The following is a 15,052-nucleotide window of genomic DNA, read 5'->3' on the forward strand; positions in this document are numbered from 1 at the left end:
TGGGATGCGGCACAGTACGCCAAAGCTTGACACCGGATACAGTTGCTTTTCTTTGTCCGTACAAAGAAAAGTCACCCAGGGTGCAGGGGCGGAGCACCCCGCAAATATGCTTTTGAGCCGTGCGCGGAGCGCACACAAGAGGTTTCCGTGGGTCAGCCACCCTCAAGTATAAATGCGGCCGCAGGCCGCTCGACACGTAATAACGGATCTCAGCCATGATGCTCAATCCTCGGCAAAACCTTCCTCGCGGATGACCCGCGGCACCTGAATTCTCGGCTCGATGGAAACCGGCTGATAAACTACCCGTTGTTTTTCCGCGTCATAACGCATTTCGACCTCGCCGATAAGCGGGAAATCCTTGCGGAAGGGATGCCCGATAAAACCGTAATCGGTGAGCAAGCGGCGCAGATCCGGGTGCCCTTCAAACACGATACCGAAAAGATCGAACGCCTCGCGCTCGTACCAGTTGGCTGAATTCCAGATGCCGGTCACTGAGGCAACCAGGGGGTTTTCATCGTCCAGGTACGTGCGCAGCCGCAGCCTTCGATTGTGTTTGAGCGACAACAGATGGTAAACCACGGCAAACCGCGGGCCCTTTCTCGGTCCCTGGGGGGATTCGCGCTTATAATCCAGGTAATCCACGCCACACAGATCGATCAATTGCGCGAACGAAAAAACCGCATTGTCGCGCATGGCGCGACATACCTCGAGGATTTTGTCACGCTGTACTTCCAATGTGAGTTGTCCGGCCGACTCGCGCTCGCCGGTGATCGCCGCGCCGAATAATTCCCGGGCGTGCGCGACGAGTTGCTGATGAACTTCATTCATGACCAGAATTTCTCGGTGGTATCAGCGGGCAATGGTATTCGTCCGCTTGATTTTTTTTTGCAGCTGAATGATGCCGTAAAGCAGGGCTTCCGCGGTCGGAGGACAACCGGGAACATAAACGTCCACTGGCACGATGCGGTCACAACCACGCACCACGGAATAGGAATAATGATAATAACCTCCGCCATTGGCGCAGGAACCCATCGAAATCACCCAGCGGGGTTCGGCCATCTGGTCATAGACCTTGCGCAGCGCCGGCGCCATTTTATTTACCAACGTACCTGCCACGATCATGACGTCGGCCTGGCGCGGGCTCGCTCGGAAAATGATACCGAAACGGTCCAAGTCGTAGCGCGCGGCGGCGGAGTGCATCATTTCTATCGCGCAACACGCAAGTCCGAAAGTCACGGGCCAGAGCGATCCCGTCCGGGCGGCGTTGATCAACTTGTCTGCCTGCGTGGTTACCCAGCCTTTTTGGGAAATACTCTCCAGGCCCCGGCCGGCTTCGGGCCGGGAGATGCCTTTAAAGCCGGTGCCGGCGGGCGTATCCAGAACGCCTCTTATTACTCCCATTCCAATGCCCCCTTCTTCCATTCGTAGATGAAGCCAACGACCAGAATTCCGAGAAATACCATCATCGAAAGGAAGCCGAACATGCCGATTTCATCAAGCACAACCGCCCACGGGAATAAAAACGCAATTTCAAGATCGAAAATAACGAACAGGATGGCAACGAGATAATAGCGGACGTCGAACTTCACGCGGGCATCTTCAAACGCTTCAAATCCGCACTCGTACGGTGACAGCTTTTCATCATAAGGGTGGTGCGGGCCAAGCAGTCGTCCCGCCAAAACGATGACACTGCCCATGACGAGAGCGACAGCAATGAATATCAGGATGGGAAGGTAACCTTCTAGCATTCAAATCCCGGGAATACCCCGGTGGAATACATGGCAACACGATGGATATGAAGATGCGGCGAGTCTAGGCCCTCACAACAAAGGATGTCAAGCATCCACCAGTGTAAAAAACCTCTAACTTTCATAGGATTATGTTACTTTCGCCGATCACAAAGACCTTAGTAATTTAATATTTTCCTGAACAAGAACTCGGTGTTCGTTTTAAGTCAAGGCAAGCAATGAATAAATTATTTTTACTTTTTTTGTTTATTAATTAAATGGTGCCGAAGGTGGGACTCGAACCCACACGGCTTTCGCCACTACCCCCTCAAGATAGCGTGTCTACCAATTTCACCACTTCGGCGCGAAACTTAAGGTTATTTTAGCGGCAGCGCGCGAATAGCAAAACATGAATCTGATCTTGATGCCCGCTGCTTCGTTTAATAATTATGGAACTGAATGTACGTGTTATTTTGGAACTTCAGGCGCCTTGGGTGGCGCGGGCACCTCGGAAGGAGATATCGGCATATCGGTCTTCGGTTGCGGCTTCGTCTCCACGCTCTGGGTCACGCTCGCGGGCTCAGTATTCTGAGAATACAGCCAGGCAAGCCCGAGGTTGGAAAGGAAAAAAATCGCGGCCAATACCGCCGTGGTGCGAGTCAAAAAATTGGCTGAGCCCCGGCTGCCAAAAAGCGTTTGTGAGGCGCCGCTGCCGAAGGCCGCTCCGATATCCGCACCTTTGCCCTGCTGAAGCAATATCAGCGCAATCAGGAATACAGCCGATAACACATCAATCACCAGTACCAGATCTCTCATAGTATCTCCTTCATTTGGCGGCACGGCAGATTGAAAGAAATTCATCCGCTGACAGCGATGCGCCGCCGACCAATCCCCCATCGATATCCGGCTGGGCCAGAAGCTCGCCCGCACTGGTTGCTTTCATGCTTCCACCATAAAGAATACGGACGCCGTCCGCCACGGATTTGTCCATGACGGCCAGGCGTCCACGGATGAATCGGTGCACGTCCTGCGCCTGCTCCGGTGTGGCGGTTTTGCCGGTACCGATGGCCCACACGGGTTCGTAAGCAATCACGGCATGCTTAAAGCTGCTCACGCCATGCGCGCGGATCACGGCATTCAGTTGTCTGGCCACCACGTCTTCAGTCCGATTCGATTCCCGCTCTTGCAAAGTCTCGCCCACACACAGAATAGGAATCAGCTCTGCGGCTTGAGCAGCGCCGTATTTTTCCGCCACCAGACTATCGTTCTCGCCATACAACGTGCGCCGCTCGGAATGTCCGACGATAACATACGTACAGCCATAATCCTTGAGCATTGAGCCGGATATTTCACCGGTGTAGGCGCCGGATTTGTGCGTGCTCAGGTTTTGCCCGCCCCAAAAAACGGGGCCGCCTGCGAGTTTTTCGGCAACAAGCGGTATCAGGATAAAGGGCGGACAAACCGCCACGTCCGCGACAGAGAAAGCATCAACACCATGCCGGATGGTAGCAACGAGCGCCGCCGTTTCCACGCGATTCCCGTGCATTTTCCAATTACCCGCCACCAGCGGCCGACGCGTAGCCATGTCTCCTCCGGATAAGCAGTTCGGTGCAGAAAAATGCGCGCGATGTTACCGGTCACCCTCACAGAAAGCAATTGTCAAACGCCAACCAAGCAACACTTTTAGGCGCTCGCCACAGGCTTACCTGGCGGCGGCGTAATGCGGGGCATTCCGGCACGGATACCGGATGCCTAGAACAACATACTGGCGCCGATATAGAGGCCGCGAATGCCAGCGTCGACCGAATTGCCGGCATCATCTTCAGTCTTCGCCGAAAGCCGCTTCAGTTCGGTATAGGCACTGACTTGGCGCCAGCGCATTTCGAATCCGAACATGGCCTGAAAGGCCAACCCGATGGTATCGCCGCTTAAGGCCGCGCCGCTGAAGTCCGATCTCGCCACACCCGCACCGAGACCAAGATATGGATAGAAGTTACCACCGGCGGAAAAATATTTCTTTCCATTGAACATTTCACCGCCGAAGTCCATGGTGCTGGCCAAGCCCGTAGAAGTAGCGGTAAGTTTATTGCTGTAACGTATCAACTCGAAACCGAAAGCCAAACCGTTTTTCAGGCGCCATTCCCCTTCAAAACTGAAGGGGCTGGACGCGCTGTCCGCAAATTCCGACGGCACCGAACCGGATGCGGTCTGAATGGTTTGGCGGCGGTTAGACATTTTAACGCTGCCGGTTTTCAACATCAGGGCAACACCTTGTGCATGACCGGGTCCTGGCGACCCAGTCGTTAATCCGGAAGCCGGCCTGGCTTCTCGCGTTGGCTTGGCCTTCGGAACCGGTCGGCCGAGTGCCATGGCAGTATATGCCGATTCGGCTTCAATCAACCGGCAGCGGTTGACGGCCACACGTCCCCGGGCGTATGAAACTGATTTCAACTCAAGCGGCGCACCGGTTGCCGTGACGCGCAGTGCCACAAAGTAGTTGCGGCCGGATTCAACGTCCAGTGCCACGGTCACACCACGGTCGTTCCCGGCGGCTATCCTGTGTCTTCCGGGATCGACTGCCCATAAATAATAGGAACGCGGCGCGCTCATACCCATGTAACTGTCATCGAGCCATACCGGTTCTTCACCTTTTTTTTCCGTGTTGTCTTCCCGGAACAAAAAGACCAGCGCCTTCCCGGACGGGGGCAGGGCATTCTTGGCGCGAACATCATCTGCCTTGGGAGCGAATGTCACTTCTGCAAATGACTCTCCCGCAGCGAGCAACAGCAGCAGCGCCATGGCACCAACCCGGACACGTGTAGTTTCCATCAAGATTTTGCTTTATTGTAATTTTCCGGACAACGAGCGCGCGATCATGCGCTCTTAAGCCGCCTGGTCCGCGGCACGCTGCACGGTATCAGCAAGGTGACGGGAAAGGCGCGCGACCTGTTCCGCATCGCGCCCTTCCACCATGACGCGGATTACCGACTCGGTGCCCGAGGCGCGAAGGACCACCCTGCCCGCATTCCCGAGCTCTTTTTCCACCTGTTTGATCGCCTGCTGCACGAAAACCGATCCCTTGACATCAAAACGCCGTTTCATCCGCACATTGATCATGCTCTGGGGATAAATTTCCATGCCAGCGCTGATATCGGCCAACGTTTTGCCTGCGCCAATCATGGCCAACAGAACCTGCAACGCCGCAATGATGCCGTCTCCCGTCGTGCTGCGGTCGAGACAGATGATGTGGCCCGAGGTTTCACCGCCCAGATCCCATCCCTGATCATGCAACATCGCCAGCACATAGCGGTCGCCGACGGCGGCTCGGCGAAAGGGTATGTTGAGTGCCCCGCACGCATGCTCAAGGCCCAGATTGCTCATGAGCGTTCCGACAACACCGCCACGCAGGCGACCGCTTCGCTGGCGTTCATGCGCGATCACGTAAAGCATTTGGTCGCCGTCGATGATATTACCGTTGTTATCAACCATGATGACCCGGTCGCCATCGCCATCGAGCGCCAAGCCGAGATCCGCGTTTTTTTCCAGCACGGTCTTGCGCAGAAGCTCCGGCTGGGTCGAGCCGCATTCATGATTGATGTTGAATCCATCGGGCTCATTCGCGATGGGTATGACGTTGGCGCCAAGTTCGGTGAAAACATGCGGGGCGATGTTGTAGGCGGCGCCATTCGCGCAATCCACAACGATGGTCAGGTGGCTAAGACCGAGTCGGTGTGGAAAAGTGCTTTTGCAGAATTCAATGTACCGTCCTCCGGCATCGTCGTACCGTTTGGCTTTGCCGAGTTCCGCCGGTTTTGCCGTGGTCAGCGGCTTTTGCATCATTTCTTCAATGGCGAGTTCCACCTCGTCCGGCAATTTGGTGCCTTCGGACGAGAAGAACTTGATGCCGTTATCGTCGTAGGGGTTGTGCGAGGCGGAAATCACGATGCCGGCGCGGGCACGGGCCGTACGCGTGAGGTAAGCGATTGCCGGGGTGGGCATCGGTCCGAGTAAATTAATATCCACGCCGGCCGCGGAGAGCCCGGCCTCCAGCAACGACTCGAGAAGATATCCGGAAATCCGCGTGTCCTTGCCGATAAGTATCTTGGCGTGATCGGATGCCCCTTTGCCAAGTACGCGCCCGGCGGCCCAGCCCAGCTTGAGAATCGTTTCCGGAGTGATCGGATCATCGCCGACCTTGCCGCGAACACCGTCGGTGCCGAAATAGTGTCGCTTCTTGTCCATGTTCTTACTCTCCCCTGCTTCCCGGGTACACGATCTTCCACATACGCAGCGCCTCGACCGTCGGGCCCACATCGTGCACCCGGACAATTCGCGCGCCATTCTGCACCGCCAGTATCGCCAGCGCCACACTCGCGTGGAGACGCCGATGAACGGGATATCCCAGCGCATGGCCTATCATGGATTTGCGCGACAATCCGGCGAGTATCGGTGCGCCGAGACAATTCAGTTTATCGAGGCCTCGCAGTAATTCTAGATTATGCGCCAGGGTTTTGCCGAAACCGAATCCGGGATCGATCACCAGGCGTTCGGCCGCAATACCCGCATCCTGGGCGGCTTTCAGGCGAACACGCAAAAAATCGGTTACCTCGGCCACGACTTCACGATAAACAGGATTTTCCTGCATCATGCGCGGTTCGCCTTGCATGTGCATGAGGCATACCGGCACTTGCAATTCCGCCGCAGCCTCAAGCGCACCGACTTCACGCAAGGCACGCACATCGTTGATAAACCCCGCCCCCGCCGCCACCGCGGCCCGCATAACCTCGGGCTTGGAGGTATCGACAGATAGCGGCAATGGGAACTCCCCGTGCAGGATCTCTATGACCGGGAGCACACGCTCCAGCTCCTCCTGCGCCGGGACCGATGATGCGCCGGGCCGGGTCGACTCGCCGCCAATATCGATCATATCGGCGCCGGCCTCGATCATTTGCCGGGCGTGAGCGATGGCATTTTCGCGGGACAAAAAAACACCCCCGTCCGAAAACGAATCGGGGGTGACATTGAGAATTCCCATGACCGCGGGACGGCTCAAATCGAGCCGCCGCCCGCCGCAGTCCAGTACCGTCATTTCAGCTCAGTGCTCTCCGGCGGGCGAGTCGAGGCGCGGTTTGATTACCTTGCCGCTCGGCTTCTTTGGAGTGCCGGCATCGTTCGAGGACGAACCATCCAATCCCGCCGGTGGACGCGGTTCCTTGCCTGCCATGATGGCTTCGATCTGGTCGGATTCCAGCGTCTCCCATTCGAGCAGCGACTTGGCCAACTTCTCGACCTTGTCACGGTTCTCCTCGATGATGGCGCGCGCCCGCGCATATTGCTCGTCGATGATGCGGCGGATTTCCTTGTCAACGGTTTCGGCCACCGCGTTGCTCATGTTCTTGTGCGTCATGACATCGCGTCCGAGAAATATCTCGCTTTGATTGTCGCCGTATACCCGCGTACCCATCACATCCGACATGCCCCAGCGCATGACCATGTTGCGCGCCAGATCGGTTGCGCGTTCGAAATCGTTGGACGCACCGGTCGTCATCTGGTGCATGAACACTTCTTCGGCAATACGTCCGCCCATCAGCACCGCGATCGTCGCGAGCAGGCTCTCCCGATCATGGCTGTATCGGTCTTCGGTCGGCAATTGCATGGTGACACCCAGCGCGCGACCGCGCGGAATGATCGTAACCTTGTGTACCGGGTCGGTATTGGGCAGTGATTTGGCGACCACGGTATGTCCGGACTCATGGTACGCCGTGTTTCTGCGCTCTTTCTCGGGCATGACAATCGAACGACGTTCCGCGCCCATCACCACCTTGTCCTTGGCGCGCTCGAAATCCTCCATGTCCACAAGACGTTTGTTCGCGCGCGCGGCGAAGAGCGCGGCTTCATTGACAAGATTCGCCAGATCCGCGCCGGAGAAACCGGGCGTGCCGCGCGCGATAATATTTGCATCCACATCATCCGATACCGGCACTTTGCGCATATGGACTTTCAGTATTTGCTCGCGCCCGCGAATATCGGGAAGCGGTACGTATACCTGACGATCGAATCGGCCCGGTCGCAGGAGCGCGGGGTCGAGGACATCCGGTCGGTTGGTGGCCGCGATCACGATCACGCCTTCGGTGCCTTCAAAACCATCCATTTCGACGAGCAGTTGGTTCAATGTCTGTTCGCGCTCGTCATGTCCGCCACCGAGGCCCGCGCCGCGCTGACGCCCGACAGCATCGATTTCATCGATAAATATAATGCAGGGTGCGTGCTTCTTCGCTTGCTCAAACATGTCGCGCACGCGCGAAGCGCCGACACCGACAAACATCTCGACAAAATCAGAACCGGAAATGGAGAAAAAAGGAACCTTCGCCTCGCCGGCAATGGCCTTCGCGAGCAACGTTTTGCCCGTACCCGGGCTGCCGGTCATGAGCACCCCCTTGGGGATACGACCGCCGAGTTTCTGGAACTTGGACGGGTCACGCAGAAATTCCACGAGTTCCCCCACCTCTTCCTTGGCCTCCTCGACACCGGCCACATCGTCAAACGTGATTTTGTTCTGTTCCTCGCTGAGCATGCGCGCCTTGCTCTTGCCGAAGCTCATTGCGCCGCGGCCACCCACACCGCCCTGCATCTGGCGCATGAAAAATACCCACACGCCCACCAGCAACAGCAGCGGGAACCAATTGATGAAGATGGTCAACAACAGCGATTGCTCATCCGGCGGCTTGGCCTCGATCGTGACGCCGTGCTCAAGCATGTCCCCGATCATGGCCTTGTTGTCGGTCTCGGGGCTGTAGGTGGTGAATGATTCGCCGCTTTTATACTTGCCTGCGATCTCGCGCCCCTGGATGGTTACACGGTCGACCTCGTTCTGCTTCACTTTCTGGATGAAGGAAGAGTATTCGAGCGGGCGCGTGGCCTGCTGGCGGTTGCCGAAATTATTGAACACCGACATCAAAACGACGGCGATGACAAGCCAGAGCAGGAGATTCTTCGTGAGATTGTTCAAGCTTTACCTCGTTGCATTCAGCAGTGCCGCGACCGGCGGCTCGTGTACGGCAATAACCGTATTTTCCTACTAATAACTCATCGGTACAAATCCGCCGGGAACGTGCTGCATTGGGTTGCAAATATGTTCCGTTAGCGCATCCCCTGAACCGTCAGTTTGCAAATCAAACGCCTTTAAACCCTTTTCCCAGCAAGAATATTTCGCGGCTCTCGGACCGCGATGCGGTCGGTTTGCGTGACACAAGTTTTGCAAAGCGCCCGCGCATCCGGTCATAAAGCGGGTTAAACCCTTCACCCTGAAAGGTCTTGATTAACAAGGAACCTCCGGGCTTGAGCATTTTGTCGGCGAATTCCAGCACAAGTTCCGCCAACCCGATGCTGCGCGCCTGATCGACGGTGGCCATACCGCTCATATTGGGGGCCACGTCCGAAATTACAAGGTCAACAGGCTTGTCCATCAGCCGCTCTCTTATCAAGTCTAGCACCGGCGGTTGCGCAATATCGCCTTCAATGACCTCAACGCCGGGAATCGGCGCTAGCGGCAAAATATCCACGGCAATCACTCGACCGGATCCACCCACGCGTTTAATAGCGTACTGCGACCAACCGCCCGGCGCCGCGCCCAGATCAACCACGGTCATGCCCGTCTGGATCAGGTGGTCGCGCCGGTCAATTTCTTCCAGCTTGTAGGCGGCGCGTGATCGCGCTCCTTCCTGGCGGGCACGTCTGACGAATTTATCTTTTACGTGCCGCGCCAGCCAGCGACGACTGCTGTTAGAACGAGACATGGATCGTGAGTCGTGAACCGTAAGACGTGAATTGTAAGGCGTGTATTATGAATGTTCTACGACTAACAATTCACGACTTACCGCCTTGTCAGACGTAACTAATGGAGAGAATTTCGTAACGGCGTATGCCGCCGGGCACCTGGACCTCGACCACGTCGCCGAGTTCTTTACCAATCAGCGCGCGCGCGATGGGCGAGCTAATGGATATCTTCCCCTGGGCAATTTCCGACTCATGATCACCGACGATTTGATAAGTCACCTCCTGGCGGGATTGATCATCCATAAGACAAAGCGTGGCGCCGAACACCACCCGACCGTCGGCACTGACAGTCCTGGGATCGATGACCTGCGCGGTCGCGAGCTTCAATTCGAGATCGGCGATACGTCCCTCGACGAAGCCTTGCTGCTCCTTGGCGGCATGATACTCGGCGTTTTCCGAAATATCGCCGTGCGAACGCGCATCGGTGATGTGCTGAATGATGCGTGGACGTTCGATCGTCTTCAGACGGTGCAGTTCAGCCTTGAGCTTTTCAGCACCGGCAATTGTCATCGGCGTTTTTTTCATGAATCGATTTCAAGAATGTATACGAGAATATTGCGCACTACCTCAGTCTCCCGGAATCAGACAATGAGCCAGAAAAATACATATTCATGATCCTGGCACCTGCTCAAGCACCTGACTGGCCAATCAAAACGAGAATACATCTCGTTCCCTGTCCGGTCTTGCGCGTCAGGATTTTCTCCCATTTCCCTGCTCATACTACCAATTCCTTATGCAGATCCTGCAACCGGCTGACGCCAAGATCCCCTGCCGCACGGTGCGCCTCGCAGGCGGCGCGGGCCGCGGCTAGCGTCGTATAATAAGTCACCCTGTTCTGCAAGGCCTCGCGGCGAATGGCATAGGAATCGGCCAGGCTTTGCTTGTCGGACACGGTGTTGATGATTATAGCTATCTCGTCGTTCATGATCATATCGATAATGTTCGGCCTGCCTTCCGACAGCTTGCTGACGCCACGCGCGGCAACGCCGTCTGCTTCCAGCACCGCCGCGGTGCCGCGCGTGGCGAGAATTTCGAAACCCCGCTGGCTGAAATAACGCGCGACCGCCACCACACCCTTCTGGTCGGGATCGCGCACACTGATGAACACCCGCCCGCTGTTCGGAATTGGACTCCCCGCGGCAAGCTGTGACTTGGTGAAGGCCTCGCCGAAACTCCGGCCCACACCCATGACTTCGCCGGTGGATTTCATTTCGGGGCCGAGCATCGTATCCACGCCGGGAAACTTGATAAACGGAAACACCGCTTCCTTGACCGAATAATACGCAGGAACCACTTCACCCACGATGCCTTGTTTTTTGAGCGACAATCCGGCCATGCAGCGCGCCGCGATTTTCGCCAGCGGCCGACCGGTGGCCTTGGAGACATACGGCACGGTGCGTGAGGCGCGCGGGTTGACCTCGAGCACATAAATCTTTCCATTCTGGATGGCGTACTGAACGTTCATCAGGCCGACCACCTTGAGTGCCTTCGCCATTTTCACGGTTTGGTTGCGCAGCTCATCGAGGATTTTTTTCGACAGGGAAAAGGGCGGCAAAGAACACGCCGAATCTCCGGAGTGTACTCCGGCCTCCTCGATGTGTTCCATGATGCCGCCGATGATCACCTGTTTGCCATCGGACACGGCGTCGACATCCACTTCGGTCGCATCGTTGAGGAAGCGATCCAGCAATACCGGTGAATCTTCGGATACGCGCACCGCCACGCGCATGTACATTTCCAGATCCTCGCGGGCGTGCACAATTTCCATGGCACGACCGCCGAGAACGTAGGACGGGCGCACCACCAGCGGGTAGCCGATTTTGTCGGCCAGTTTCACCGCCTCCTCCGGGGTGCGCGCGGTGGCGTTCGGCGGCTGCAACAGTTTCAATTTTTTAATCAGCTTCTGGAATCGCTCGCGGTCTTCCGCCACATCGATGGATTCCGGTGTCGTGCCTATAATCGGCGCTCCCGCCGCCTCGAGCCCGCGGGCAAGCTTGAGTGGTGTTTGGCCGCCAAACTGCACAATCACGCCTTCGGGTTTTTCCAGGCGAATGATTTCCAGCACGTCTTCGAGCGTCAAAGGCTCGAAGTACAGCCGGTCAGAGGTGTCATAGTCCGTGGACACGGTCTCCGGGTTGCAATTGATCATGATGGTCTGGTAGCCGTCATCGCGCAGTGCAAACGCGGCGTGGACACAACAGTAGTCGAACTCGATCCCCTGACCGATGCGATTTGGCCCGCCACCCAGCACGATGATTTTTTTCCTTTTCTCGGGCGCCGCCTCGCACTCTTCTTCATAGGTGGAATACATGTAGGCCGTGGCTGAGGCGAATTCGGCGGCACAAGAATCGACGCGTTTGTAGACCGGGCGTACTTTGGCCGCGTGCCGCCAGCTCCGCATCTGCTTTTCCGTCGCGCCCGTAAGTTGCGCCAGCCGGCGATCGGAAAATCCCTTGCGTTTCCACGGGCGGAGGATTTCCGCCGTGGGTTTTTTCTTGCCGTGCTTCACGATCGTCTTTTCAGTCATGACGAGATCGGCGATTTGGGCCAGAAACCAGGGGTCAATGCGGGTCAAACCATAAATTTCTTCCTGACTCATGCCGATACGGAAGGCATCCGCAAGATACCAGATCCGGTCCGCTCCCGGCACGCGCAATGCCGTCGCCAGCAGTTTGCACGCCTCGTCCATGTTCAACGCCGGATCGAGCTGGGGTTCCAGCCCATAGCTGCCGGTTTCAAGGGAACGCAACGCCTTTTGCAGCGATTCCTGAAAAGTCCTGCCGATCGCCATGGCTTCGCCCACCGATTTCATCTGGGTCGTGAGCGTGGGATTGGCCTTGGGAAATTTCTCGAACGTAAAGCGCGGAATCTTGGTAACCACATAATCGATCGTGGGCTCAAACGAGGCCGGCGTCTTACCGCCGGTAATGTCATTTTTCAATTCATCCAGCGTGTATCCCACCGCCAGTTTGGCCGCGACCTTGGCAATCGGGAATCCCGTGGCCTTGGAGGCGAGCGCGGAGGACCGCGACACGCGCGGATTCATTTCCACGATCACCATGCGGCCATCAACGGGGTTGATGGCAAACTGGACGTTCGACCCCCCCGTATCCACGCCGATCTCGCGCAGGCAGGCGATGGCGGCGTCGCGCATGATCTGGTATTCCTTGTCAGTCAGCGTTTGCGCCGGCGCGACCGTGATGGAATCGCCGGTATGAATCCCCATGGGATCGAAGTTTTCGATCGAGCAGACGATAATGCAGTTGTCATGGCGGTCGCGCACGACTTCCATCTCGAATTCTTTCCAGCCGATGATGGATTCCTCAATGAGCAGTTCGCGCGTGGGCGAGGCGTCCAGACCACGTTCGCAAATCTCGACAAATTCATCCTTGTTATAGGCGATACCGCCGCCGGTGCCGCCCAAGGTGAACGACGGACGGATGATCACGGGGAAACCGATGGCGGCCTGCACCTGCATGGCTTCTTCCAGACTGTGGGCAATGGCGCCGCGCGCGCACTTCAGCCCGATCGATTCCATCGCCTTCTTGAACCGTTCGCGATCCTCGGCCTTGTCGATGGCCGTGCGGGTGGCGCCGATCATTTCGACATGGAATTTTTCCAGCACGCCTTCGCGCGCGAGATCGAGCGCGGTGTTGAGCGCGGTCTGGCCGCCCATGGTCGGCAGCAGCGCATCCGGGCGCTCCTGTTCGATGATTTTGGCAATCGTTTGCCACTGAATCGGCTCGATATAGGTGGCATCGGCCATTTCCGGGTCGGTCATGATCGTGGCGGGGTTGGAGTTCACGAGGATGACCCGATAACCGTCTTCTTTGAGCGCCTTGCACGCCTGTGCCCCGGAATAATCGAATTCGCAGCCTTGACCGATGATGATCGGCCCGGCCCCGATAATCAAAATACTCTGGATGTCAGTCCGTTTCGGCATAACTTCAGTAGCAAGTAGTAAGTTTCAAGTAGCAAGTCATGAGACCCTCGTGGCCGTTTTCTCTCGCAACTTGCCACTTGCTACTTGCCACTTTTGCATCATCTCAATAAACCGGTCGAACAAAGGCGACACATCATGCGGGCCGGGACTCGCCTCGGGATGGCCCTGGAAACAGAACGCGGGCTGGTCGCGGCGTTCGAGGCCCTGGACCGAATCATCGAACAATGAACGATGGGTCATGCGCAGGTTCGAAGGCAGACTGGCCTCGTCAACCGCGAACCCGTGGTTCTGACTGGTGATCATGACCCGGCCGGTATCGATATCCAGCACCGGGTGGTTCGCCCCGTGATGACCGAATTTCATCTTGCTGGTGCGCGCCCCGGAAGCCAGGCCCAGCAACTGATGGCCCAGGCAAATGCCGAAAACCGGCAACCCGGTGTCGACAATTTTCTTAATCGCTTCGATAGCATAAGAGCATGGCTCGGGGTCGCCGGGACCATTCGACAGAAATACTCCGTCCGGTTTCATCTTTAAAACATCCTCGGCCGCAGTCTGGGCCGGGATGACCGTAAGCCGGCAACCGCGCGCCGCCAGCATGCGCAGAATATTGCGCTTGATGCCGAAGTCGTAAGCGACCACGTGAAAACGCGAATCCGTCTTTTGTTCGAATCCCGTGCCCAGTTCCCAAAGGCCCTCATCCCAGGAATAAGATTTTTTGGTAGACACTACCTTGGCCAGATCCATCCCCTTCAGGCCGGGAAACGCGCGCGCCATCTTGAGTGCGGCTTTCATACTGAGTTTGCCGCTTTTCTCCAACGCCAGGATGCATCCATTCTGGGCGCCCTGCTCGCGCAACAAACGCGTCAGGCGGCGTGTATCAATGCCGGCAATACCGACGAGCTTGTGCCGACGCATGAATACCGGGAGTGATTCGGTGGCGCGGAAATTGCTGTGCAAAACCGGCAGGTCCCGGATAATCAGCCCGGTGGCGAACACGCTCGCGGATTCCATGTCCTCGGGGTTGGTGCCGGTATTGCCGATGTGGGGATAAGTCAGCGTGACCATCTGGCGCGCGTAGGAAGGATCGGTGAGGATTTCCTGGTACCCGGTCATGGCGGTGTTAAAAACCACCTCGCCCACCGCCTGCCCCGGAACGCCGATCGACTCCCCGTAAAACAGAGAGCCATCTTCCAGCGCAAGCAGTGCAGACGGCATATACCGGTTACCTCAAGGCGCGCAGGCACACAAAAGCGGGAGGGGCCCCTGGGTGTTTCGGGTGCGTCTCCCGCCTCGAATGCATTTTAAGACTAGGGTACTTTCGGCTGAGCGGGAATTTTACGGAACCGGCGGGCGAGAATCAACGCGACACCGTCTGCCGGGACACCATCCGCAGCGCTTTTTGAACCGGGCATCGGGGGAAACACCGCGATTTCATGCTTGAATTACCCGTTAATTAAATTTATCCGATCACACCACCAATCCCTCCAGCAACCGGATTTCGCGCAACACCTCCGCCATGACCATTTGCCACCCTCATGGCACGCAT

The 15,052-nt window shown here is 57.0% G+C and carries 13 protein-coding genes and 1 tRNA gene; all 14 read right to left on the bottom strand.

Going from position 1 to position 15,052, the window contains the following annotated elements:
- Positions 1 to 222: 222 nt before the first annotated feature.
- The 14 genes from WD823_RS03175 to carA all read right to left on the bottom strand — a co-directional run bounded on the left by WD823_RS03175 (position 223) and on the right by carA (position 14,721).
- Positions 223 to 828 carry an NADH-quinone oxidoreductase subunit C gene (locus WD823_RS03175; protein ID WP_368428039.1) on the bottom strand — a complete coding sequence of 202 codons (606 nt, stop codon included), beginning with the start codon at positions 826 to 828 and terminating at the stop codon, positions 223 to 225.
- A gap of 21 nt (positions 829 to 849) precedes the next feature.
- The gene (locus WD823_RS03180; protein WP_368428040.1) at positions 850 to 1,422 is read right to left on the bottom strand and encodes an NADH-quinone oxidoreductase subunit B family protein; all 573 of its coding nucleotides are present in this window, start codon (positions 1,420 to 1,422) and stop codon (positions 850 to 852) included.
- A complete protein-coding gene (locus tag WD823_RS03185; RefSeq protein ID WP_368428041.1) occupies positions 1,392 to 1,748 on the bottom strand; it encodes an NADH-quinone oxidoreductase subunit A in 357 nt (118 codons plus the stop codon). The genes WD823_RS03180 and WD823_RS03185 overlap by 31 nt, the downstream gene beginning before the upstream one ends.
- A 258-nt stretch (positions 1,749 to 2,006) precedes the next feature.
- Positions 2,007 to 2,091: transfer RNA gene (locus tag WD823_RS03190), tRNA-Leu, on the bottom strand.
- A 104-nt stretch (positions 2,092 to 2,195) separates the two neighbouring features.
- Complete coding sequence (secG, locus tag WD823_RS03195) at positions 2,196 to 2,588, bottom strand: preprotein translocase subunit SecG (protein WP_368428042.1); 393 nt, start codon at positions 2,586 to 2,588, stop codon at positions 2,196 to 2,198.
- Complete coding sequence (gene tpiA, locus WD823_RS03200) at positions 2,554 to 3,312, bottom strand: triose-phosphate isomerase (protein ID WP_368428043.1); 759 nt, start codon at positions 3,310 to 3,312, stop codon at positions 2,554 to 2,556. The genes secG and tpiA overlap by 35 nt, the downstream gene beginning before the upstream one ends.
- A 167-nt stretch (positions 3,313 to 3,479) precedes the next feature.
- On the bottom strand, positions 3,480 to 4,556 hold the full coding sequence (locus WD823_RS03205) for a DUF2846 domain-containing protein (protein ID WP_368428044.1): 1,077 nt from the start codon (positions 4,554 to 4,556) through the stop codon (positions 3,480 to 3,482).
- A gap of 54 nt (positions 4,557 to 4,610) precedes the next feature.
- Entirely contained in the window at positions 4,611 to 5,969 is a 1,359-nt protein-coding gene (gene glmM, locus WD823_RS03210) for a phosphoglucosamine mutase (protein WP_368428045.1), read from the bottom strand.
- Positions 5,970 to 5,973: 4 nt separating this feature from the next.
- Positions 5,974 to 6,816, bottom strand: coding sequence for a dihydropteroate synthase (gene folP, locus WD823_RS03215; protein ID WP_368428046.1), 843 nt, complete (start codon positions 6,814 to 6,816; stop codon positions 5,974 to 5,976).
- Positions 6,817 to 6,822: 6 nt separating this feature from the next.
- Positions 6,823 to 8,736 (bottom strand): ATP-dependent zinc metalloprotease FtsH, encoded by a 1,914-nt coding sequence (gene ftsH / locus WD823_RS03220; RefSeq protein WP_368428047.1) that lies wholly within the window; start codon positions 8,734 to 8,736, stop codon positions 6,823 to 6,825.
- Between the two features lie 163 nt (positions 8,737 to 8,899).
- A complete protein-coding gene (locus tag WD823_RS03225) occupies positions 8,900 to 9,523 on the bottom strand; it encodes an RlmE family RNA methyltransferase (protein WP_368428048.1) in 624 nt (207 codons plus the stop codon).
- Between the two features lie 88 nt (positions 9,524 to 9,611).
- On the bottom strand, positions 9,612 to 10,088 hold the full coding sequence (gene greA / locus WD823_RS03230) for a transcription elongation factor GreA (protein ID WP_368428049.1): 477 nt from the start codon (positions 10,086 to 10,088) through the stop codon (positions 9,612 to 9,614).
- Between the two features lie 190 nt (positions 10,089 to 10,278).
- Positions 10,279 to 13,506, bottom strand: coding sequence for a carbamoyl-phosphate synthase large subunit (gene carB, locus WD823_RS03235; RefSeq protein ID WP_368428050.1), 3,228 nt, complete (start codon positions 13,504 to 13,506; stop codon positions 10,279 to 10,281).
- 36 nt (positions 13,507 to 13,542) lie between these two features.
- Positions 13,543 to 14,721, bottom strand: a complete 1,179-nt coding sequence (gene carA / locus WD823_RS03240) for a glutamine-hydrolyzing carbamoyl-phosphate synthase small subunit (protein ID WP_368428051.1) — start codon at positions 14,719 to 14,721, stop codon at positions 13,543 to 13,545.
- Positions 14,722 to 15,052: the final 331 nt, after the last annotated feature.

The sequence above is a fragment of the Sulfuricaulis sp. genome (assembly GCF_040901545.1).
Classification (GTDB): domain Bacteria; phylum Pseudomonadota; class Gammaproteobacteria; order Acidiferrobacterales; family Sulfurifustaceae; genus Sulfuricaulis.

Coding starts and splice junctions, on each gene's coding strand:
- WD823_RS03175 (WP_368428039.1), bottom strand. CDS start 828: ATGAATGAAGTTCATCAGCAACTCGTCGCGCACGCCCGGGAATTATTC.
- WD823_RS03180 (WP_368428040.1), bottom strand. CDS start 1,422: ATGGAAGAAGGGGGCATTGGAATGGGAGTAATAAGAGGCGTTCTGGAT.
- WD823_RS03185 (WP_368428041.1), bottom strand. CDS start 1,748: ATGCTAGAAGGTTACCTTCCCATCCTGATATTCATTGCTGTCGCTCTC.
- secG (WP_368428042.1), bottom strand. CDS start 2,588: ATGAATTTCTTTCAATCTGCCGTGCCGCCAAATGAAGGAGATACTATG.
- tpiA (WP_368428043.1), bottom strand. CDS start 3,312: ATGGCTACGCGTCGGCCGCTGGTGGCGGGTAATTGGAAAATGCACGGG.
- WD823_RS03205 (WP_368428044.1), bottom strand. CDS start 4,556: ATGGAAACTACACGTGTCCGGGTTGGTGCCATGGCGCTGCTGCTGTTG.
- glmM (WP_368428045.1), bottom strand. CDS start 5,969: ATGGACAAGAAGCGACACTATTTCGGCACCGACGGTGTTCGCGGCAAG.
- folP (WP_368428046.1), bottom strand. CDS start 6,816: ATGACGGTACTGGACTGCGGCGGGCGGCGGCTCGATTTGAGCCGTCCC.
- WD823_RS03225 (WP_368428048.1), bottom strand. CDS start 9,523: ATGTCTCGTTCTAACAGCAGTCGTCGCTGGCTGGCGCGGCACGTAAAA.
- greA (WP_368428049.1), bottom strand. CDS start 10,088: ATGAAAAAAACGCCGATGACAATTGCCGGTGCTGAAAAGCTCAAGGCT.
- carB (WP_368428050.1), bottom strand. CDS start 13,506: ATGCCGAAACGGACTGACATCCAGAGTATTTTGATTATCGGGGCCGGG.
- carA (WP_368428051.1), bottom strand. CDS start 14,721: ATGCCGTCTGCACTGCTTGCGCTGGAAGATGGCTCTCTGTTTTACGGG.